Source organism: Bacillus sp. FSL R5-0576, from assembly GCF_038004765.1.
In the GTDB taxonomy this organism is placed as follows: Bacteria; Bacillota; Bacilli; order Bacillales; family Bacillaceae; genus Bacillus; species Bacillus subtilis.
Genome location: NZ_JBBORU010000001.1, coordinates 2,592,756 through 2,613,774, shown reverse-complemented (window position 1 = coordinate 2,613,774; position 21,019 = coordinate 2,592,756). Strand labels below are relative to the sequence as shown.

Sequence of the window (21,019 nt, the reverse complement as noted above, 5' to 3'; positions counted from 1 at the left end):
AAAGATGATGCCTCGAACAATCATCGAAAAGATTTGGGATCAGCATATTGTAAAACATGGTGAGGGAAAGCCGGATCTTCTCTATATTGATTTGCACCTCATTCATGAGGTGACGTCTCCTCAGGCATTTGAAGGTTTGAGACAAAAGGGAAGAAAGGTCAGAAGACCCCAAAACACATTTGCGACAATGGACCACAACATCCCGACTGTCAATCGTTTTGAGATAAAGGATGAAGTTGCGAAACGCCAAGTAACGGCGCTTGAAAGAAACTGTGAGGAATTTGGCGTGCGCCTTGCCGATCTTCACAGTGTGGATCAAGGGATTGTCCATGTCGTCGGCCCTGAACTGGGCTTAACGCTTCCAGGGAAAACGATTGTGTGCGGTGACAGTCATACATCAACACATGGCGCTTTCGGCGCTCTTGCATTTGGAATCGGGACGAGTGAAGTTGAACATGTCCTTTCCACACAGACACTTTGGCAGCAACGTCCAAAAACACTTGAAGTGCGCGTGGATGGAACGCTTCAAAAAGGGGTAACGGCAAAGGATGTCATCCTTGCTGTCATCGGCAAATACGGTGTGAAATTCGGCACAGGCTACGTCATTGAGTACACTGGGGAAGTATTCAGAAATATGACGATGGATGAACGAATGACTGTTTGTAACATGTCAATTGAAGCAGGAGCAAGAGCAGGTTTGATTGCACCTGACGAGGTGACGTTTGAATATTGCAAAAATCGCAAGTACACGCCAAAAGGCGAAGAATTTGACAAGGCCGTAGAGGAATGGAAGGCGCTGCGCACAGACCCGGGCGCTGTTTACGATAAATCTATCGTCCTTGACGGCAACAAAATTTCCCCTATGGTGACATGGGGCATTAACCCGGGAATGGTTCTTCCTGTCGATTCTGAAGTTCCTGCGCCGGAAAGCTTTTCTGCAGAAGATGATAAAAAAGAAGCGATTCGCGCTTATGAATATATGGGACTGACTCCTCATCAGAAAATTGAAGACATTAAAGTGGAGCACGTATTTATCGGTTCCTGCACAAATTCCCGCATGACTGACCTTCGACAGGCTGCTGACATGATCAAAGGGAAGAAGGTAGCTGACAGCGTAAGGGCCATCGTCGTGCCCGGATCCCAAAGCGTGAAGCTTCAGGCTGAAAAAGAAGGGCTTGACCAGATTTTCTTGGAAGCTGGATTTGAATGGAGAGAGTCAGGCTGCAGCATGTGTTTGAGTATGAATAATGATGTTGTTCCTGAGGGAGAGCGCTGTGCATCAACCTCTAACCGCAACTTCGAGGGCAGACAAGGAAAAGGTGCAAGAACACATCTCGTCAGCCCGGCAATGGCTGCGATGGCTGCCATTCACGGACACTTCGTTGATGTCAGAAAGTTTTATCAGGAAAAAACAGTTGTGTAAGGAGTGCGCGAGATGGAACCTTTGAAATCACATACGGGGAAAGCAGCCGTATTAAATCGGATCAATGTGGATACAGACCAGATTATTCCTAAGCAATTTTTGAAGAGGATTGAAAGAACAGGCTACGGGCGTTTTGCATTCTTTGATTGGAGATATGATGCGAATGGTGAACCGAACCCTGAATTTGAATTAAACCAGCCTGTTTATCAAGGAGCTTCCATTTTAATAGCAGGAGAAAACTTCGGCTGCGGGTCATCGCGTGAACACGCTCCGTGGGCACTTGATGATTATGGGTTTAAAATTATCATTGCGCCGTCATTCGCTGATATTTTCCATCAGAACTGCTTTAAAAACGGCATGCTTCCGATCCGCATGCCATATGACAATTGGAAACAGCTTGTCGGCCAGTATGAAAACCAGTCATTGCAAATGACTGTTGACCTTGAAAAGCAGCTGATTCATGACAGTGAAGGCAATCAAATTTCATTTGAAGTTGATCCGCATTGGAAAGAGATGCTGATCAACGGATATGATGAAATTTCATTAACGCTGCTGCTGGAAGATGAAATCAAGCAATTTGAATCACAAAGAAGCTCTTGGCTTCAAGCCTGAAAAAGCGGCCGGTATTTGTCCGGCGGCTTTTTTTGCCTGGTGAAACCTTTCATTTCTTGTTTTTGTTCACAGGTGTTGATACACTTGAACAAAATAAATGCCTGAAAGGAATATAGGTATGACGCATGACAAGAAAAACGCAAAAATTATTCCTTTTCCTCATCTGAAAGACCGCCTTGTGGAAAAAGGGATGTCATCACTCAAGGAAAAAAAGTATCAAGAAGCGCTTGAACTGTTTTCAGAAGCGATGAAATATGATGATACTGAATCCGATCTTCACTTAGGGATGGCCATCTGCTTTTTAGAGCTGGGCGAGCTGGAAAAGGCAGAAAGCGTGTGCGAGAAGATGCTCAAAGAAGGTTATGGCCATTATTTTACGGTTTTGCAGGTGTACATGACCATCTTAATTCAGCTCAAAAAGTACGAAGAAGTCAAAAGCACCATTGAAGCCGTTTTGGAAGAAAATCAGCTGCCGGCAGAAAGCGCCGAGCAATTTTATAAGCTGCTGGATTTCAGCCGGAAAATGACCGATCCAGATCGTGAGGACGAGGCTTGGGCCGAAGAATATGAGGATACAATTGACACCGAGAAAGTGCTGGCAAGCCCTGAGGAGCAAATGAATCTCATCCATTCCTTAAAAGACCGTAACGTAGCAAAGTATACAGGATTGCTCAAAACAATCCTCCAAGACCCCTCAGCCCATCCGATTATCAAAACGATGATTGTCATGCTGTTAGCTGAGCATGAGTACAGTAAACCTGTACACATTAGCAAATTTGGCGAGTCGTTGACAATTGAACCGTCTGAGATTGTTCCGCCTGATGCCGCCCCGATTCTGCACCGTGTTCTCAGGGTGCTGGATGAGACACTTGGAAATGAAAATCCAACCTTATATGCGGCAGTAGAAGAATTGTGGAGAAGACATTTGTACGTTTTATATCCGTTCCAGCCGAAATTGCTGTCGGCTGACCTTTGGGCGGCTGCCCTGCATAAAGTCGGTTACGAGATGCACGGAATTGAAATTGAAAGAGAAGAACTTCATATGATGTATGAATTTACAGACAGAGAACTCGATGAAGCTTGCACAATGTTAAAAGATATTGAAGAAATTTCTTATTTGTAAATCGCGCCATATAGTTGAAAGCGCTATGTGTTATGTTATAATATAGTGGTTGTATTTGTGTATAACGGGTTATAAGAAATACGGTTGGACAGGCTTTGCAGTTCATTATTAACATCTATACATAATGATTCTGATCTTTGGCAGCTTTGTTTTTGTTGGACGAAGCCGAATGATTGCTTTAGAATGGAAGACCGACACAACCTGAATAGATTTTTGGAGGGAAACACATGTCTGTAAAATGGGAAAAACAAGAAGGCAATGAAGGCGTTTTAACGGTTGAAGTTGATGCTGAAACGTTTAAAACAGCACTTGATGATGCATTTAAAAAAGTAGTAAAACAAGTTTCAATTCCTGGATTCCGTAAAGGTAAAATTCCTCGCGGATTATTCGAACAGCGCTTTGGCGTAGAAGCTCTTTACCAAGATGCTTTGGATATTCTTCTTCCTGTAGAATACCCTAAAGCGGTTGAAGAAGCTGGAATCGAGCCTGTAGACCGTCCTGAAATCGATGTTGAAAAAATCGAAAAAGGCGAAAGCTTAATCTTCACTGCGAAAGTAACAGTAAAACCTGAAGTGAAGCTTGGCGAATACAAAGGCCTGGGCATTGAAAAAGACGACACAGCTGTAACTGACGAAGATGTTCAAAACGAACTAAAAGCCCTTCAAGAGCGTCAAGCTGAGCTTGTTGTTAAAGAAGAAGGCGCCGTTGAAGAAGGAAACACAGTTGTTCTTGATTTCGAAGGATTCGTTGACGGCGAAGCTTTCGAAGGCGGAAAAGCTGAAAACTACTCTCTAGAAGTAGGTTCTGGTTCATTCATCCCTGGCTTCGAAGATCAATTAGTTGGCCTTGAAGCAGGCGCTGAGAAGGATGTTGAAGTGACATTCCCTGAGGAGTACCACGCTGAAGAGCTTGCAGGCAAACCAGCTGTGTTTAAAGTGAAAATTCACGAAATCAAAGCGAAAGAGCTTCCTGAGCTTGACGATGAATTCGCAAAAGATATCGATGAAGAAGTGGAAACACTTGCTGAATTAACTGAAAAAACAAAGAAACGTTTAGAAGAAGCAAAAGAAAACGAAGCTGACGCTAAATTGCGTGAAGAGCTTGTTCTGAAAGCTTCTGAAAATGCTGAAATCGATGTTCCGCAAGCAATGGTCGACACTGAGCTTGACCGCATGCTGAAAGAATTCGAACAGCGTCTGCAAATGCAAGGCATGAACCTTGAGCTTTACACTCAATTCTCAGGCCAAGATGAAGCTGCGCTTAAAGAGCAAATGAAAGAAGATGCTGAAAAACGCGTAAAATCTAACCTGACTCTTGAGGCGATTGCGAAAGCGGAAAACCTTGAAGTATCAGATGAGGAAGTTGATGCTGAGCTTACAAAAATGGCTGAAGCATACAACATGCCTGTTGAAAATATTAAACAAGCCATCGGTTCTACTGACGCGATGAAAGAAGATTTAAAAGTTCGCAAAGCAATTGATTTTCTTGTAGAAAACCGTTAATATGGTGCATAATAATAGTACTAATAAAACAGGGCGCGAATCATTCGTGCCTTGTTTTGTACAATTATGAGTTATCTCTTTTTCTTGGGGCAATATAGTTAATGCAGGGCTGTTTTTTGTCATACATATAGAATGTGCAAGTCAGAAACACATTGTTACCGTCTTTTTGGAAAGTATGGTAAAATGCAATACATACTCGTTCGTTTCAAGAATCATTTTCTTTTGCTCTGCCGGTAAAAGAAAAAGTGAGACAAGATTAAGGGGTGAAAGAATGTTTAAATTTAACGAGGAAAAAGGACAATTAAAATGCTCGTTCTGTGGAAAAACACAAGATCAGGTTCGTAAGCTTGTAGCTGGACCTGGTGTATATATATGTGACGAATGTATCGAACTCTGCACTGAAATTGTAGAGGAAGAACTCGGAACAGAAGAAGAAGTAGAATTTAAAGACGTACCAAAGCCTCAGGAAATTCGCGAAATTTTGAATGAATATGTCATCGGCCAAGATCAAGCGAAGAAATCACTTGCTGTTGCTGTGTATAACCACTATAAGCGCATTAACTCTAACAGCAAAGTTGATGATGTTGAGCTTTCAAAAAGTAATATTTCATTAATCGGCCCTACGGGAAGCGGTAAAACCCTTCTGGCGCAAACATTGGCTCGCATTTTAAATGTGCCGTTTGCGATTGCGGACGCTACATCTTTGACTGAAGCTGGATACGTGGGTGAAGATGTAGAGAATATTCTCTTGAAGCTCATCCAAGCTGCTGATTATGATGTGGAAAAAGCCGAAAAAGGCATTATCTATATTGATGAAATTGATAAAGTGGCTAGAAAATCTGAAAACCCGTCTATCACACGTGATGTGTCAGGTGAGGGTGTACAGCAGGCATTGCTTAAAATTCTTGAGGGTACAGTGGCAAGCGTGCCGCCTCAAGGTGGACGTAAGCATCCTCATCAAGAATTCATTCAAATTGACACAACAAATATTTTGTTCATTTGCGGCGGAGCTTTCGATGGTATCGAACAAATCATCAAACGCCGTTTAGGCCAAAAAGTGATTGGATTCGGTGCCGACAATAAAGCTGCTGATCTTGAGAAAGAAGATCTTCTTTCAAAAGTGCTTCCTGAAGATTTGCTCCGTTTCGGGTTAATTCCTGAATTTATCGGACGTCTTCCGGTTATTGCAAGCCTTGAAAAGCTTGACGAAGAAGCATTGGTTGCGATCTTAACAAAACCGAAAAACGCTCTAGTTAAGCAATTCAAGAAAATGCTTGAGCTTGACAACGTTGAGCTTGAGTTTGAAGAAGAAGCGCTTTCTGAAATTGCTAAAAAAGCAATTGAACGCAAGACTGGAGCACGCGGACTCCGTTCCATCATTGAAGGCATCATGCTTGATGTGATGTTTGAGCTGCCTTCTCGTGATGACATTGAAAAATGTGTAATTACCGGGGCAACTGTGACACACGGAGAGCCTCCTCGCCTCTTATTGAAAGACGGCACTGAGGTAAGCCAAGATAAAACATCTGCATAAAGATAAGCACGAACCTCCTGAGTGGTAACACTCAGGAGGTTTTTTTGCATGCAACTCTTCCGGAAAAACGTTTATTCCCGTCTTCTATGGGAGATACTAGCAATCAGAGGAATGAATTGGATACATAAATTGTTTTTCAGGAGGGACCACCATGAGTTGGACAGGGATCGCGTTATTTATTCAGCTGTTTTTTGGGATCATCATCGGTTTGTATTTTTGGAATTTGCTTAAAAATCAAAGGACACAAAAGGTCACGATAGATAAAGAATCAAAGAAGGAAATGGAGCAGCTTCGGAAAATGCGCGCTATCAGCTTGTCCGAGCCATTATCTGAGAAGGTCCGCCCCAAAAGCTTTAAAGATATCGTCGGACAGGAAGACGGCATTAAAGCATTAAAGGCGGCTTTATGCGGGCCAAATCCACAGCATGTGATTGTCTATGGGCCACCGGGAGTTGGGAAAACGGCTGCTGCGCGGCTTGTGTTGGAAGAAGCAAAAAAACATAAACAATCACCGTTTAAAGAGCAGGCTGTTTTTGTGGAACTCGATGCGACAACAGCCCGTTTTGATGAAAGAGGAATTGCCGATCCGCTCATCGGCTCTGTCCATGACCCGATATACCAAGGGGCCGGAGCGATGGGACAGGCTGGGATTCCGCAGCCGAAGCAGGGAGCTGTCACCCATGCCCATGGCGGTGTGCTGTTTATTGATGAAATAGGGGAGCTGCATCCTATTCAAATGAATAAAATGCTGAAGGTGCTTGAGGACAGAAAAGTCTTTTTAGACAGTGCGTATTACAGTGAGGAAAATACACAAATTCCGAATCATATTCATGATATTTTTCAAAATGGGCTGCCGGCTGATTTTCGCTTGATTGGCGCGACCACGAGAATGCCAAACGAAATTCCGCCAGCTATCAGGTCCCGCTGTTTAGAGGTTTTTTTCCGCGAGCTTGAAAAGGACGAGCTGAAAACGGTTGCCAAAACAGCAGCGGATAAAATTGAAAAAAATATCTCCGAAGAAGGCCTAGATCTTTTGACCAGCTACACGCGGAACGGGCGGGAAGCCGTCAATATGATTCAAATCGCAGCGGGGATGGCTGTAACGGAGAATCGGAAGGACATTACGATTGAGGATATCGAATGGGTCATTCACTCCAGTCAGCTTACTCCAAAGCACGAGCAAAAAATCGGTGTTGAACCACAGGTTGGCATTGTAAATGGGCTTGCAGTCTATGGGCCTAACAGCGGATCGCTTCTGGAAATCGAAGTAAGTGTAACCGCGGCTCAAGATAAAGGATCAATTAACATAACAGGAATAGCTGAAGAAGAAAGCATCGGCAGCCAATCAAAATCAATCAGACGAAAAAGCATGGCGAAGGGTTCGGTTGAAAATGTATTAACCGTGCTCCGGACAATGGGAATGAAGCCTTCTGATTATGATATTCACATCAATTTCCCAGGAGGGATTCCGATTGATGGGCCGTCAGCAGGCATTGCGATGGCGGCGGGAATTTTCTCGGCGATACACAAAATTCCTATTGACAATACCGTTGCGATGACGGGCGAAATCAGCCTGAACGGTCTTGTGAAACCCATCGGAGGCGTCATTCCGAAAATAAAAGCGGCCAAGCAGTCCGGTGCGAAAAAGGTGATTATCCCATATGAAAATCAGCAGGCGATCTTAAAGCAGATTGACGGGATCGAGATTATTGCAGTAAAGACGTTCCAGGAAGTGCTTGATGAAATTTTAGTGAATCCGCCAACGGAACAAAAACCGTTTCATATTGAAATCAATAAAGAATCCGTTTAAACCCTATTTTGATAATAGGGTTTTTTTCATGAAGGACATCTTTTCCTTTTTCATATCAGAAAGAAAGGGTATACTACGAGGAGACTGTTTTATAGAAAATGGAACCATGCCGTTTATTGTACAAGGATGAAAAAGTTGTATTATAATGGTTCATACTAAAGTCACGGAGGTGTCAGTCACATGGCAGAAGAATTAAAACGCAGCATTCCGCTCCTCCCTTTAAGAGGTTTATTAGTGTACCCGACGATGGTTTTGCATTTAGATGTAGGACGTGACAAGTCGGTTCAGGCTCTTGAACAGGCAATGATGCATGATCATATGATATTTTTAGCCACTCAGCAGGATATTTCGATAGACGAACCTGGTGAAGACGAGATTTTCACTGTCGGCACCTATACAAAAATTAAGCAAATGCTGAAGCTTCCGAACGGTACGATTCGTGTGTTGGTGGAGGGCTTAAAGCGCGCCCAGATCGTCAAATACAATGAACACGAGGATTACACGTCGGTCGACATTCAACTTATTCATGAAGATGATTCAAAAGATACAGAAGACGAAGCATTGATGCGGACTTTGCTAGACCACTTTGATCAGTACATAAAAATTTCTAAAAAAATCTCGGCCGAAACGTACGCCGCGGTTACTGATATCGAAGAGCCGGGGAGAATGGCAGACATCGTTGCTTCTCATCTGCCCCTTAAACTAAAGGATAAGCAGGATATTTTAGAAACGGCTGATGTCAAAGACAGGCTGAACAAGGTCATTGATTTTATTAATAATGAAAAAGAAGTGCTGGAGATTGAGAAAAAAATCGGCCAGCGCGTCAAACGTTCGATGGAGCGTACGCAGAAGGAATACTACTTGCGTGAACAAATGAAGGCGATCCAAAAAGAGCTTGGCGATAAAGAAGGCAAAACTGGCGAAGTTCACACCCTGACGGAAAAAATCGAAGAAGCAGGAATGCCTGATCATGTGAAGGAAACAGCGCTTAAAGAATTGAACAGATATGAAAAAATTCCGTCAAGTTCTGCGGAAAGCTCCGTGATCCGCAACTATATCGACTGGCTGGTTGCTCTTCCGTGGACGGATGAAACAGATGATAAGCTTGATTTGAAAGAAGCAGGACGTCTCTTGGACGAAGAGCATCACGGGCTTGAAAAAGTAAAAGAACGTATTTTAGAATATTTGGCTGTCCAGAAGCTGACCAAATCCCTGAAAGGCCCGATTCTCTGTTTGGCAGGACCTCCAGGTGTCGGAAAAACGTCTTTAGCCAAATCAATTGCAAAAAGCTTGGGACGCAAATTCGTCAGAATCTCACTCGGAGGAGTACGGGACGAATCAGAGATACGCGGACACAGACGGACCTATGTCGGAGCAATGCCTGGACGGATTATTCAAGGGATGAAAAAAGCGGGCAAGCTGAATCCGGTCTTCTTATTAGACGAAATTGACAAAATGTCATCTGATTTTAGAGGAGACCCGTCTTCCGCTATGCTTGAAGTGCTTGATCCAGAGCAAAACAGCAGCTTCAGTGATCACTATATTGAAGAAACCTTTGATTTATCCAAAGTGCTGTTTATCGCAACGGCGAACAATTTGGCCACAATCCCGGGCCCGCTCAGAGACAGAATGGAAATTATTAATATCGCAGGCTACACAGAAATAGAAAAACTTGAAATCGTAAAGGATCACTTGCTTCCAAAGCAGATCAAAGAACACGGGCTGAAGAAAAGCAACCTGCAGCTGCGTGATCAGGCGATTCTTGATATCATCCGCTACTATACGAGAGAAGCTGGTGTGAGAAGCCTTGAACGCCAGCTTGCCGCGATTTGCCGTAAAGCTGCAAAAGCCATTGTTGCTGAAGAGCGAAAACGGATTACGGTTACTGAGAAGAACCTTCAAGACTTTATCGGAAAACGTATTTTCAGATATGGACAAGCTGAAACAGAGGATCAGGTTGGTGTAGTGACAGGGCTTGCTTATACAACCGTTGGCGGAGATACGCTGTCGATTGAAGTATCGCTTTCTCCGGGGAAAGGGAAATTAATCCTGACAGGAAAGCTCGGAGATGTTATGAGAGAGTCAGCTCAGGCTGCATTCAGCTATGTACGATCCAAAACAGAAGAACTTGGCATTGAACCTGACTTTCATGAGAAGTATGATATTCATATACATGTACCAGAGGGTGCGGTGCCAAAAGATGGTCCGTCAGCCGGTATTACGATGGCAACAGCGCTTGTTTCTGCTTTAACGGGACGGGCGGTTTCGCGTGAAGTCGGCATGACTGGGGAAATTACGCTTCGCGGGCGCGTGCTGCCGATCGGCGGCTTAAAGGAAAAAGCGCTTGGCGCACATAGAGCGGGATTAACGACCATTATTGCGCCTAAAGATAATGAAAAAGATATAGAGGATATTCCGGAAAGCGTCAGGGAGGGGCTGACATTTATATTGGCGTCCCACTTAGACGAGGTTTTGGAACATGCCTTAGTAGGAGAGAAGAAATGAAAGTCACAAAGTCAGAAATCGTGATCAGTGCAGTAAAACCGGAACAGTACCCTGAAGGGGGGCTTCCGGAAATCGCATTGGCCGGAAGATCGAACGTAGGAAAATCGTCTTTTATCAATTCATTAATCAATCGCAAAAATCTTGCGAGAACGTCATCAAAGCCGGGAAAAACACAAACGCTTAATTTCTACATTATCAATGATGAGCTGCATTTTGTGGATGTGCCGGGCTACGGTTTTGCCAAAGTGTCAAAGTCTGAGCGTGAAGCATGGGGCAGAATGATTGAAACCTATATCACGACACGCGAGGAATTAAAAGCTGTGGTGCAGATCGTTGATTTGCGGCATGCGCCATCTAATGATGATGTACAGATGTATGAATTTTTAAAGTATTACGGCATTCCTGTTATTGTTATCGCTACAAAGGCGGATAAGATCCCGAAAGGCAAATGGGACAAACACGCGAAGGTTGTCCGACAAACATTAAATATTGATCCGGAAGACGAGCTCATTCTCTTTTCCTCAGAAACGAAAAAGGGAAAAGACGAAGCTTGGGGAGCGATCAAAAAAATGATAAACCGGTAGAGGATCCTCTACCGGTTTTATTTATCGTATAGATTTTTTTCGTTTTATCAATAATAACAATAAACTGATTCCAATAAAGACAAACGGCCAATACTCCTTCAGAAGCGCTGTTGGAATATGCGCAGACTCAAGCCATGCCATAATTTGTTTGAAAAAGTACAAAAACAGGGAAAAACAAATCATCGACACAGCTTCATATACATATTCTTTTTTTTGAACGGTTGAAACGAGAAGTGAGAAGCCGATCATAAAGAGGAGCATTTCAAAATCATCCGGCCACCATACCCATTTCGGCTTGGCAAAAAAGTGTAAACCGATCCCGAAGAGAAGTAAACCAATAAAAAAATGGGGTGTAACGGCTTCTTTTTTTCCTTGATATACAAAGGCTGCGCCTAACAGCATGAGGAGAACAGGCCATTGATCCTGCCCTGAAAACAGTTCGGCTTGACCGCTTTCTAGCCATGCATATACAGAAGCGGCAAGCAGCAGACAAGGGAATAAAATTGATTTTTGTTTCATGCATATCACCTTCTTGTTTTTTAGAGCTGATGTGTAGTAAATTTCTGCTGTTTTTGGTATTGTCAATAGGAATGCTTCTTTTCCCTGAAGCTTTTTCTAATATAGCATAAGAATTTTAAAATCTGTTCACATTTTGTGAAAGAAACTATGTTATAATTGTTATAAATAATGAGTTCTATGTTAGAATGATTATAAATTGAGATTGGGTGTTGGGGGTGTAATTAGAGCGATGCATATACTTGTTGTGGGAGTAGATTATAAATCCGCCCCTATTGAGATACGTGAAAAAGTAAGTTTTCAGCCGAATGAGCTGGCAGAAGCAATGGTGCAGCTGAAAGAAGAGAAAAGCATTCTTGAAAACATCATTGTCTCAACCTGCAACCGCACTGAAATTTATGCGGTAGTCGACCAGCTCCATACCGGCCGTTATTATATAAAAAAGTTTTTAGCTGATTGGTTTCAATTAAGCAAAGAAGAGCTGTCACCGTTCTTAACGTTTTATGAGAGCGATGCCGCTGTTGAGCATTTATTCCGTGTAGCCTGCGGACTTGACTCTATGGTGATTGGCGAAACGCAGATTCTCGGACAGGTACGCGACAGCTTTAAAACAGCTCAGCAAGAAAAAACGATCGGGACTATTTTTAATGAGCTGTTTAAGCAGGCGGTTACAGTGGGCAAGCGGACTCACGCCGAAACAGACATTGGCTCAAATGCGGTGTCAGTAAGCTATGCTGCAGTTGAACTTGCCAAAAAAATCTTCGGAAATCTTTCAAGCAAGCACATATTGATTCTCGGTGCGGGAAAAATGGGCGAGCTTGCTGCGGAAAACCTGCACGGACAGGGAATCGGCAAGGTCACTGTCATTAACCGAACATACTTGAAAGCGAAGGAGCTTGCAGACCGTTTCTCAGGTGAAGCGAGAAGCTTGAATCAGCTTGAAAGCGCGCTTGCGGAGGCTGATATTTTAATCAGTTCAACCGGTGCAAGTGAATTTGTCGTGTCCAAAGAGATGATGGAAAACGCGAATAAGCTTCGCAAGGGACGTCCGCTGTTTATGGTCGACATTGCCGTGCCTAGAGATCTTGATCCGGCGCTGAATGATCTTGAAGGTGTTTTTCTTTATGATATCGACGATCTGGAAGGCATTGTAGAAGCGAACATGAAAGAGCGGAGAGAAACAGCTGAAAAAGTTGAACTGTTAATTGAAGAAACCATTGTGGAATTTAAACAATGGATGAATACACTTGGTGTTGTGCCGGTTATTTCTGCATTGCGCGAAAAGGCGCTTGCCATCCAGTCAGAAACGATGGACAGCATTGAGCGTAAGCTGCCTCACTTAAGCACAAGAGAGAAAAAACTGTTGAACAAACACACCAAAAGTATTATTAACCAAATGCTTCGTGATCCGATTTTAAAGGTGAAAGAGCTTGCGGCAGATGCTGATTCTGAAGAAAAGCTCGCGTTGTTTATGCAGATTTTTGATATTGAAGAAGCTGCGGGCCGTCAAATGATGAAAACCGTTGAAAGCAGCCAGAAGGTCCACTCTTTTAAGAAGGCTGAATCAAAAGCGGGCTTTAGCCCACTTGTAAGTGAGTGAAAGCTGAATGATTGATACTGCAATGGCAAGACTTAATGAGGGGACAATCGTCATTTACGCTTTAAGTGTACTCTTTTATTTTATAGATTTTCTTCAACACAACCGGAAGGCTGGAAAAATGGCCTTCTGGTTGCTTTCTATTGTCTGGACTCTGCAAACCGTGTATTTGGCCTATTTTATGTGGGTGACGGGGCGGTTTCCGGTATTAAATGTGACAGAGGCGCTTTATTTTTATGCCTGGGTGCTTGTCACGCTGTCACTTGTACTGACAAAGCTTTTACGTGTTGACTTTATCGTGTTTTTTACAAATGTTATAGGATTTTCTATGATCGCCATTCACACATTTTCACCGACAGAGCAGCAGTCAGCTGCTTTTTCCGGGCAGCTTGTATCTGAGCTTTTGGTGATTCATATTACAATGGCGATTCTTTCATATGGCGCTTTTTCCCTTTCTTTCGTTTTTTCTGTGCTATATATGTTTCAATATCATCTGCTGAAAAAGAAAAAGTGGGGAAAATGGCTGTTGAGAATAGAAGATTTATCTAAGCTTGATTATATGGCGTATGTTTTAAATGTCATTGGGGTTCCGATGCTGCTGCTGAGTTTGATTCTCGGCGTCATTTGGGCGTATGTCTCACTAGAAACGCTGTATTGGTTTGACGCCAAAGTGCTTGGTTCGTTTGTCGTCCTGCTGCTGTACAGCTATTATCTTTATATCAGGCTGATTAAAGAGCTGCAAGGAAAGGTCGCAGCACTGTGGAATACGGCTTGTTTTCTGGTGCTGATGATCAATTATTTCCTGCTTGGAAGCCTGTCGCAATTCCATTGGTTCAGTTAAACGATGTCCCAAGCAGATTCGGGAGGAAAGAAATGATGAGAACGATTAAAGTAGGTTCCAGACGGAGCAAACTCGCTATGACTCAAACAAAATGGGTTATTCAAAAACTGAAGGAAATCAATCCTTCGTTTGCTTTTGAAATTAAAAAGATCGTGACAAAGGGCGACCGGATTGTCGATGTTACACTCTCAAAAGTGGGTGGAAAAGGGCTGTTTGTCAAAGAAATTGAACAGGCGCTTTTAAACGAAGAGATTGATATGGCAGTGCACAGCATGAAGGACATGCCTGCTGTTTTGCCTGAAGGCCTTGTGATCGGCTGTATTCCTGAACGGGAAGACCCGCGTGATGCCCTTATTTCAAAGAATCGCGTAAAGCTTTCAGAAATGAAGGAAGGTGCTGTCATTGGCACAAGCAGTTTAAGAAGAAGCGCGCAGCTTTTGATTGAGCGCCCTGACCTTACAATTAAATGGATTAGAGGTAATATAGATACAAGACTTCAAAAGCTGGAAACAGAGGATTATGACGCGATTATTTTAGCGGCTGCCGGCCTTTCCAGAATGGGTTGGAAGCAAGATGTCGTAACCGAATTCCTTGAGCCTGAGCGCTGTTTGCCTGCTGTGGGGCAGGGAGCCCTGGCGATTGAGTGCCGAGAATCGGATGAAGAGCTGTTGGCGTTGTTTTCTCAGTTTACAGATGAATATACAAAACGGACTGTCTTAGCGGAACGTGCTTTTTTAAACGCGATGGAGGGCGGCTGCCAGGTTCCGATCGCGGGCTACTCCGTGTTAAATGGACAGGATGAAATTGAAATGACAGGGCTTGTCGCTTCACCTGACGGCAAAATCATTTTTAAAGAAACCGTCACCGGAAACGATCCGGAGGAAGTAGGAAAGCGCTGTGCCGCTCTTATGGCTGACAAAGGAGCAAAAGATTTAATTGATCGTGTAAAACGGGAGCTTGACGAGGATGGAAAATGATTTTCCGTTGAAAGGAAAAACAGTGCTTGTCACCCGGAATAAGGCACAGGCAGCATCATTTCAGCAAAAAGTGGAGGCGCTTGGCGGTAAAGCGGTTTTAACCTCTTTGATTACGTTTCGCCGCGCTTTGCCGAATGATGTTGCGGAACAGGTAAGAGAGGATCTTGCCGCGCCAGGCTGGCTTGTTTTTACAAGTGTGAACGGGGCAGACTTCTTTTTTTCTTATCTGAAGGAAAATCAGCTTATTCTCCCTGCGCATAAAAAAATTGCAGCCGTCGGTGAAAAAACCGCGCGCCGTTTAAAAATGCATAACGTATCGGTTGATGTGATGCCACAGGAGTATATTGCTGAACAATTGGCTGACGCTCTTAAGCAGCATGCTGAACCGGGGGAGCCCATTACCGTGATGAAAGGGAATTTGTCACGTGATGTGATAAAACAAGAGCTTGTCCCGCTCGGTTTTGAAGTAAAGGAATGGGTTCTCTACGAAACGATTCCGGATGAAGAAGGCATTGAGGCACTGAAAGACGCTGCGGGTCAATATTCCTTTGACTATGTAACATTTACGAGTTCATCAACCGTACATACGTTTATGCATGTCTTGGGAGAAGAATTAAAAAAGTGGAAGGCGAATGGGACGGCCTGTATCAGCATTGGGCCTTTAACAAATGATGCCCTTCTGACATACGGCATCACATCGCATATGCCTGATACATTTACAATAGATGGCATGCTTGAGTTAATGTGCAGCATGTCAAGAGAGGAAGAGAGAATATGAGTCAATCATTTAATAGACACCGCCGCCTGCGGACATCAAAAGCAATGAGAGAAATGGTAAAGGAAACACGTTTGCACCCATCAGATTTTATTTATCCGATTTTTGTCGTTGAAGGTCTGGAAGGCAAAAAAGCTGTTCCGTCAATGCCTGATGTTTACCATGTATCATTAGATTTATTGAAGGATGAAGTAGCGGAGCTGGTCAAACTGGGCATTCAATCTGTTATCGTGTTCGGCATCCCGGAAGAAAAAGATGATTGCGGAACACAAGCGTACCATGATCACGGAATTGTCCAAAAAGCCATCACAGAAATTAAAGAACACTTCCCTGAAATGGTTGTTGTCGCTGACACGTGCCTGTGCGAATATACAGACCACGGCCATTGCGGACTTGTCAAAGACGGGGTCATCCTCAATGATGAATCGCTGGAGCTTTTAGCGCAGACAGCTGTCAGCCAAGCGAAAGCAGGTGCGGATATCATTGCGCCATCAAACATGATGGACGGATTTGTTACAGTGATCAGAGAAGCGCTTGATAAAGAAGGATTCGTCAATATTCCAATCATGTCTTACGCTGTGAAATATTCAAGTGAGTTTTACGGTCCGTTCCGTGATGCAGCAAACAGCACACCGCAATTCGGAGACCGCAAAACATATCAGATGGACCCTGCCAACCGTATGGAGGCACTCCGCGAAGCACAATCAGATGTCGAAGAAGGCGCAGACTTTTTGATTGTCAAACCTTCGCTTTCTTATATGGATATCATGCGTGACGTAAAAAATGAGTTTACTTTGCCGCTCGTCGCTTATAATGTAAGCGGAGAGTATTCAATGGTGAAGGCTGCAGCGCAGAACGGCTGGATCAAAGAAAAAGAAATTGTGTTGGAAATTTTGACAAGCATGAAGCGCGCGGGTGCCGACCTGATTATTACGTATCATGCGAAAGACGCAGCGAAATGGCTTGCGGAGTAATTTTATTCAGTTGACAGGAGTTGAGGCAGATGAGAAGCTATGAAAAATCAAAAACGGCTTTTAAAGAAGCGCAAAAACTCATGCCAGGCGGTGTGAACAGTCCCGTTCGCGCATTTAAATCGGTAGACATGGACCCGATTTTTATGGAGCGTGGAAAAGGCTCGAAAATCTTTGATATTGACGGGAATGAATATATTGACTACGTCTTGTCATGGGGGCCTTTAATTTTAGGGCATACAAATGACCGCGTCGTAGAAAGCCTCAAAAAAGTGGCTGAATACGGGACAAGCTTCGGTGCTCCGACTGAAGTAGAAAATGAACTGGCTAAGCTCGTCATTGATCGTGTGCCATCTGTAGAAATTGTACGAATGGTAAGCTCCGGAACAGAGGCTACAATGAGTGCCCTCCGTTTGGCAAGGGGCTATACAGGCCGCAACAAGATTTTAAAATTTGAGGGCTGCTACCACGGACACGGCGATTCTCTCTTGATTAAAGCTGGTTCAGGTGTTGCCACTCTCGGTCTGCCTGACAGCCCGGGGGTGCCTGAAGGCATTGCGAAAAACACCATCACCGTTCCGTACAATGATTTAGAAAGTGTAAAGCTTGCTTTCCAGCAATTCGGTGAAGACATTGCGGGAGTCATTGTAGAGCCAGTTGCCGGAAATATGGGTGTTGTTCCGCCGCAAGAAGGCTTCCTGCAGGGTCTGCGTGATATCACTGAGCAGTACGGCTCCCTGCTGATTTTTGATGAAGTGATGACAGGCTTCCGGGTTGATTATAACTGCGCTCAAGGTTACTTCGGCGTAACGCCTGATCTGACTTGTTTAGGAAAAGTAATCGGGGGCGGACTTCCTGTCGGCGCTTATGGCGGAAAGGCAGAAATCATGGAGCAGATCGCTCCAAGCGGTCCGATCTATCAAGCTGGTACATTGTCAGGCAACCCGCTTGCGATGACGGCTGGCTTAGAGACATTGAAACAGCTGACACCTGATTCCTACAAGAATTTCATCAAAAAAGGCGACAGACTGGAAGAAGGAATTTCAAAAGCCGCCGAGGTTCATGGCATTCCGCATACCTTTAACCGTGCAGGTTCGATGATCGGTTTCTTCTTTACAAACGAACCAGTCATTAATTATGAAACAGCGAAATCATCTGATTTGAAGCTGTTCGCAAGCTATTATAAAGGGATGGCAAATGAAGGGGTATTCCTTCCGCCATCACAATTCGAAGGTCTTTTCCTCTCAACGGCCCATACTGATGAAGATATTGAAAACACAATCCAGGCAGCTGAGAAAGTATTTGCTGAGATCAGCCGCAGATAAGAGTGAAAACCGGTATCAAGGACTCCTTGTGCCGGTTTTTTCGTGCTCTCCCACTCATATTTTCTCCAGTTCATACATACACCTTTAGTGACATCTAATTTTAAGGATTAGATGAAAGGAGGATATGAACTTGCCGCAAAATCATCGATTGCAATTTTCTGTAGAAGAATCGATCTGTTTCCAAAAAGGACAGGAAGTTTCTGAACTGCTTTCTATTTCATTAGATCCTGATATTAGGGTTCAGGAAGTAAATGATTATGTATCAATCATAGGATCGCTTGAACTTACAGGTGAGTACAACATAGATCAAAACAAACATACCGAAGAGATTTATACAGATAAGCGGTTTGTTGAACAAGTCAGAAAGAGAGAGGATGGAAGTGCGGAACTGACTCACTGTTTTCCTGTGGATATTACCATTCCGAAAAATAAAGTGAGCCATTTACAGGATGTCTTCGTCTTTATTGACGCATTTGACTATCAATTGACGGATTCGCGCATTTTAACAATTCAAGCTGATTTAGCGATTGAAGGACTTTTGGATGATACGCAAGACAAAGAGCCGGAGATACCTTTATATGAAGCTCCTGCGGCATTCAGGGAGGAAGAGCTTTCAGAGCCGCCGGCACATAGTGTAGTAGAAGAACCGGGTGCATCATCGGCAGAGGAAGCAGTTCTTCAGCATGAACCGCCAGCCGAACCGCCAGAACTTTTTATCTCGAAAGCGGGGCTCCGTGAAGAACTGGAGACAGAAAAAGCAGAATCTGAGCCGCCTGAATCGGTTGCTTCAGAACCAGAGGCCAGAGAAGATGTGAAAGAGGAAGAAGAGTCAGAAGAGCTTGCTGTGCCGGAAACGGAGGTTCGTGCTGAATCGGAAACAGAAGAATCTGAGCCAGAACCTGATCCTTCAGAAATAGAGATTCAAGAGATCGTTAAAGCAAAAAAAGAAACGGCAGAGCCGGCAGCTGCAATAGCGGATGTTCGTGAAGAAGCAGACTCTCCAGCAGAGACTGAGCTTCGTGAACACGCTGAAGCAGAAGAATCGCCTGCTTTGGAAGCTGAGCTTCATTCAGAGACTGTGATTGCAGAGGAAAAAGCGGAAACAACAGTGTCTCCTAATCATGAATATGCGCTGCGCCAAGAGGCTCAAAAGGAAGAAGCGGCTCAATCGGATCAGGCTGATCCTGCGCTTTGCCAAGAAGAGGCGGAACCGGATGAAGCTTTGGAGAGTGTATCAGAGGCCGCTCTCTCCATAGAAGATAGCAGAGAAACAGCTTCAGCTGTATATATGGAGAATGACAATGCCGATTTACATTTCCATTTCAACCAAAAAACAAGCTCGGAGGAGGCATCTCAAGAAGAATTGCCTGAACCGGCATACCGTACCTTCCTGCCTGAACAAGAAGAGGAGGATTCTTTTTATTCAGCGCCTAAGCTGCTGGAGGAGGAAGAACAAGAGGAAGAGAGCTTCGAAATTGAAGTGAGAAAAACACCATCAGCTGAAGAGCCTAAGGAAGAAACACCTTTTCAATCCTTCCAGCTGCCTGAAACTTCTGAGACTGAAAGGAAGGAAACGGATGCTGTTCCTAGGGTTGCTCCTGCTGCTGAAACGAAGGAACCTCAAACAAAGGAAAGTGATAATTCTCTTTATTTAACAAAACTCTTTACAAAAGAAGCGGATGAGTTTTCGAGAATGAAAATATGCATTGTGCAGCAGGAAGATACGATCGAGCGTTTATGCGAACGGTATGAAATTACATCCCAGCAGCTGATCAGGATGAATTCTTTAGCCTTGGATGATGAATTAAAAGCAGGACAGATTCTCTATATTCCTCAATATAAAAATAGCCATGCGTAAACCGTAAGCGATCGGAAAATGTGGTGAATGAAATGGAAGATACCCAATCGGTTCTTCGGGAATACGGACTGACTGCTCAATTTATTGAGCCTGTCAGTCCTCTTGTTTGGAAAGTGTATACAGACTACGGTGTATTTGCCCTGAAAAAATTGAAAGAGGGTCGCGGCAAGCATTTTACAGATCATATGGTGGCGATTGAGGAAAAAGGCTTTCGTTCATTCGTTCCCGTTTACAGAACAAATAGCGGTGAGTTTTTCTCAGCAGGCATACAATACGGAGATACCTACTATTTAATGCCTTGGCTCCAATTTGACCAAGAGGAAGAACGGGATCAGAAACATGCTTATTTATTTAGAGAAACAGCCCGTCTTCACGAGAGAACCGCGCAGGAACTAAAGGTTAGACGTGATGAGATTGAACGTTATTACGGGCAAACGAAAAAAAAGTGGGAACAAGATAAAATTTTCTATGAGCAGTTTGTGGATAGAGCGGAGAAGGAATGGTACCTTTCTCCTTTTGAACTCCAGGCCATAACCTATTTTTCAGAAACCATTTCCGCGGTGAATTTTGCGCTGGAACGGCTGGAGGACTGGTATGAGTCGGCAAAGGAAAAGGACGTTTCAAGGGTTGTAATGAACCACGGCAGCCTGTCTATACACCATTTTCTGTATAATGATGCCGGGACCGGATATTTTACAAACTTCGAAAGAGCATCTGTCGGTCCGCCGCAAAACGACCTGCTCGGCTTTTATACAAAAATGTTCAGAGGCTTTCCGAAAGCTTGTCCGGAATGCGTCGAATGGTTTTATGGATATACGAAATCATTCCCTTTGCGTGAAGCGGAAGTCAGTCTTTTTCTCAGCTATATGGCATATCCGGCAGCCATGTACAAGGTGCTGAACGGTTATCAAACTGGGAAAAGACAGCATGAAAAAGAGGAATGTACACAATTATTAAAGGCTTATTGGCAAATGAAAAACATAGAGCCGTTTGTGATGAAAATTCATCAGATTGAACAAGAGAAAAAATTTCAGGCTGAAAACGAGTCCACGTCTTAATGGCGCGG

At 43.8% G+C, this 21,019-nt stretch carries 17 protein-coding genes; 16 read left to right on the top strand and 1 reads right to left on the bottom strand.

Features of this window, described 5'->3' with window-relative positions:
* Window positions 1-4 precede the first annotated feature (4 nt).
* From leuC to yihA, 8 genes are all read left to right on the top strand, one after another.
* Window positions 5-1,423, top strand: a complete 1,419-nt coding sequence (gene leuC, locus NX903_RS13475) for a 3-isopropylmalate dehydratase large subunit (RefSeq protein ID WP_003229604.1) — start codon at window positions 5-7, stop codon at window positions 1,421-1,423.
* Window positions 1,424-1,435: 12 nt separating this feature from the next.
* Entirely contained in the window at window positions 1,436-2,035 is a 600-nt protein-coding gene (gene leuD / locus NX903_RS13470; protein ID WP_014480472.1) for a 3-isopropylmalate dehydratase small subunit, read from the top strand.
* Window positions 2,036-2,153: 118 nt separating this feature from the next.
* Window positions 2,154-3,158: a DNA damage checkpoint antagonist DdcA gene (gene ddcA / locus NX903_RS13465; RefSeq protein ID WP_086344163.1), complete on the top strand. Its 1,005-nt coding sequence runs from the start codon at window positions 2,154-2,156 to the stop codon at window positions 3,156-3,158.
* 227 nt (window positions 3,159-3,385) lie between these two features.
* Window positions 3,386-4,660 (top strand): trigger factor, encoded by a 1,275-nt coding sequence (gene tig / locus NX903_RS13460; RefSeq protein WP_086344162.1) that lies wholly within the window; start codon window positions 3,386-3,388, stop codon window positions 4,658-4,660.
* A 271-nt stretch (window positions 4,661-4,931) separates the two neighbouring features.
* Entirely contained in the window at window positions 4,932-6,194 is a 1,263-nt protein-coding gene (clpX, locus tag NX903_RS13455; RefSeq protein ID WP_003229613.1) for an ATP-dependent protease ATP-binding subunit ClpX, read from the top strand.
* Between the two features lie 151 nt (window positions 6,195-6,345).
* Window positions 6,346-8,004: an ATP-dependent protease LonB gene (gene lonB / locus NX903_RS13450; protein ID WP_004398923.1), complete on the top strand. Its 1,659-nt coding sequence runs from the start codon at window positions 6,346-6,348 to the stop codon at window positions 8,002-8,004.
* A gap of 180 nt (window positions 8,005-8,184) precedes the next feature.
* A complete protein-coding gene (gene lon / locus NX903_RS13445) occupies window positions 8,185-10,509 on the top strand; it encodes an endopeptidase La (protein ID WP_086344161.1) in 2,325 nt (774 codons plus the stop codon).
* Window positions 10,506-11,093 carry a ribosome biogenesis GTP-binding protein YihA/YsxC gene (gene yihA / locus NX903_RS13440; protein WP_003229621.1) on the top strand — a complete coding sequence of 196 codons (588 nt, stop codon included), beginning with the start codon at window positions 10,506-10,508 and terminating at the stop codon, window positions 11,091-11,093. The genes lon and yihA overlap by 4 nt, the downstream gene beginning before the upstream one ends.
* Window positions 11,094-11,114: 21 nt before the next feature.
* Here yihA and NX903_RS13435 read toward each other — a convergent pair whose 3' ends face one another.
* Complete coding sequence (locus NX903_RS13435) at window positions 11,115-11,612, bottom strand: hypothetical protein (protein ID WP_003229624.1); 498 nt, start codon at window positions 11,610-11,612, stop codon at window positions 11,115-11,117.
* A gap of 229 nt (window positions 11,613-11,841) precedes the next feature.
* On the opposite strand from NX903_RS13435, the gene hemA reads away from it, so the two are divergent.
* From hemA to cotN, 8 genes are all read left to right on the top strand, one after another.
* Window positions 11,842-13,209, top strand: coding sequence for a glutamyl-tRNA reductase (gene hemA, locus NX903_RS13430; RefSeq protein WP_004399038.1), 1,368 nt, complete (start codon window positions 11,842-11,844; stop codon window positions 13,207-13,209).
* Between the two features lie 7 nt (window positions 13,210-13,216).
* Entirely contained in the window at window positions 13,217-14,047 is an 831-nt protein-coding gene (locus tag NX903_RS13425; RefSeq protein WP_003222575.1) for a cytochrome c biogenesis protein, read from the top strand.
* 32 nt (window positions 14,048-14,079) lie between these two features.
* The gene (hemC, locus tag NX903_RS13420; protein ID WP_086344160.1) at window positions 14,080-15,024 is read left to right on the top strand and encodes a hydroxymethylbilane synthase; all 945 of its coding nucleotides are present in this window, start codon (window positions 14,080-14,082) and stop codon (window positions 15,022-15,024) included.
* On the top strand, window positions 15,014-15,802 hold the full coding sequence (hemD, locus tag NX903_RS13415; protein ID WP_086344159.1) for a uroporphyrinogen-III synthase: 789 nt from the start codon (window positions 15,014-15,016) through the stop codon (window positions 15,800-15,802). Before hemC ends, hemD begins: the two co-directional genes overlap by 11 nt.
* Entirely contained in the window at window positions 15,799-16,773 is a 975-nt protein-coding gene (gene hemB / locus NX903_RS13410) for a porphobilinogen synthase (RefSeq protein ID WP_015483525.1), read from the top strand. Before hemD ends, hemB begins: the two co-directional genes overlap by 4 nt.
* A 29-nt stretch (window positions 16,774-16,802) precedes the next feature.
* Complete coding sequence (gene hemL, locus NX903_RS13405) at window positions 16,803-18,095, top strand: glutamate-1-semialdehyde 2,1-aminomutase (RefSeq protein ID WP_015251539.1); 1,293 nt, start codon at window positions 16,803-16,805, stop codon at window positions 18,093-18,095.
* Window positions 18,096-18,225: 130 nt separating this feature from the next.
* Complete coding sequence (gene spoVID, locus NX903_RS13400; RefSeq protein WP_086344158.1) at window positions 18,226-19,953, top strand: spore coat morphogenetic protein SpoVID; 1,728 nt, start codon at window positions 18,226-18,228, stop codon at window positions 19,951-19,953.
* A gap of 32 nt (window positions 19,954-19,985) precedes the next feature.
* Window positions 19,986-21,011, top strand: coding sequence for a spore coat protein CotN (gene cotN / locus NX903_RS13395; RefSeq protein ID WP_076458222.1), 1,026 nt, complete (start codon window positions 19,986-19,988; stop codon window positions 21,009-21,011).
* The last annotated feature ends 8 nt before the right edge of the window (window positions 21,012-21,019 follow it).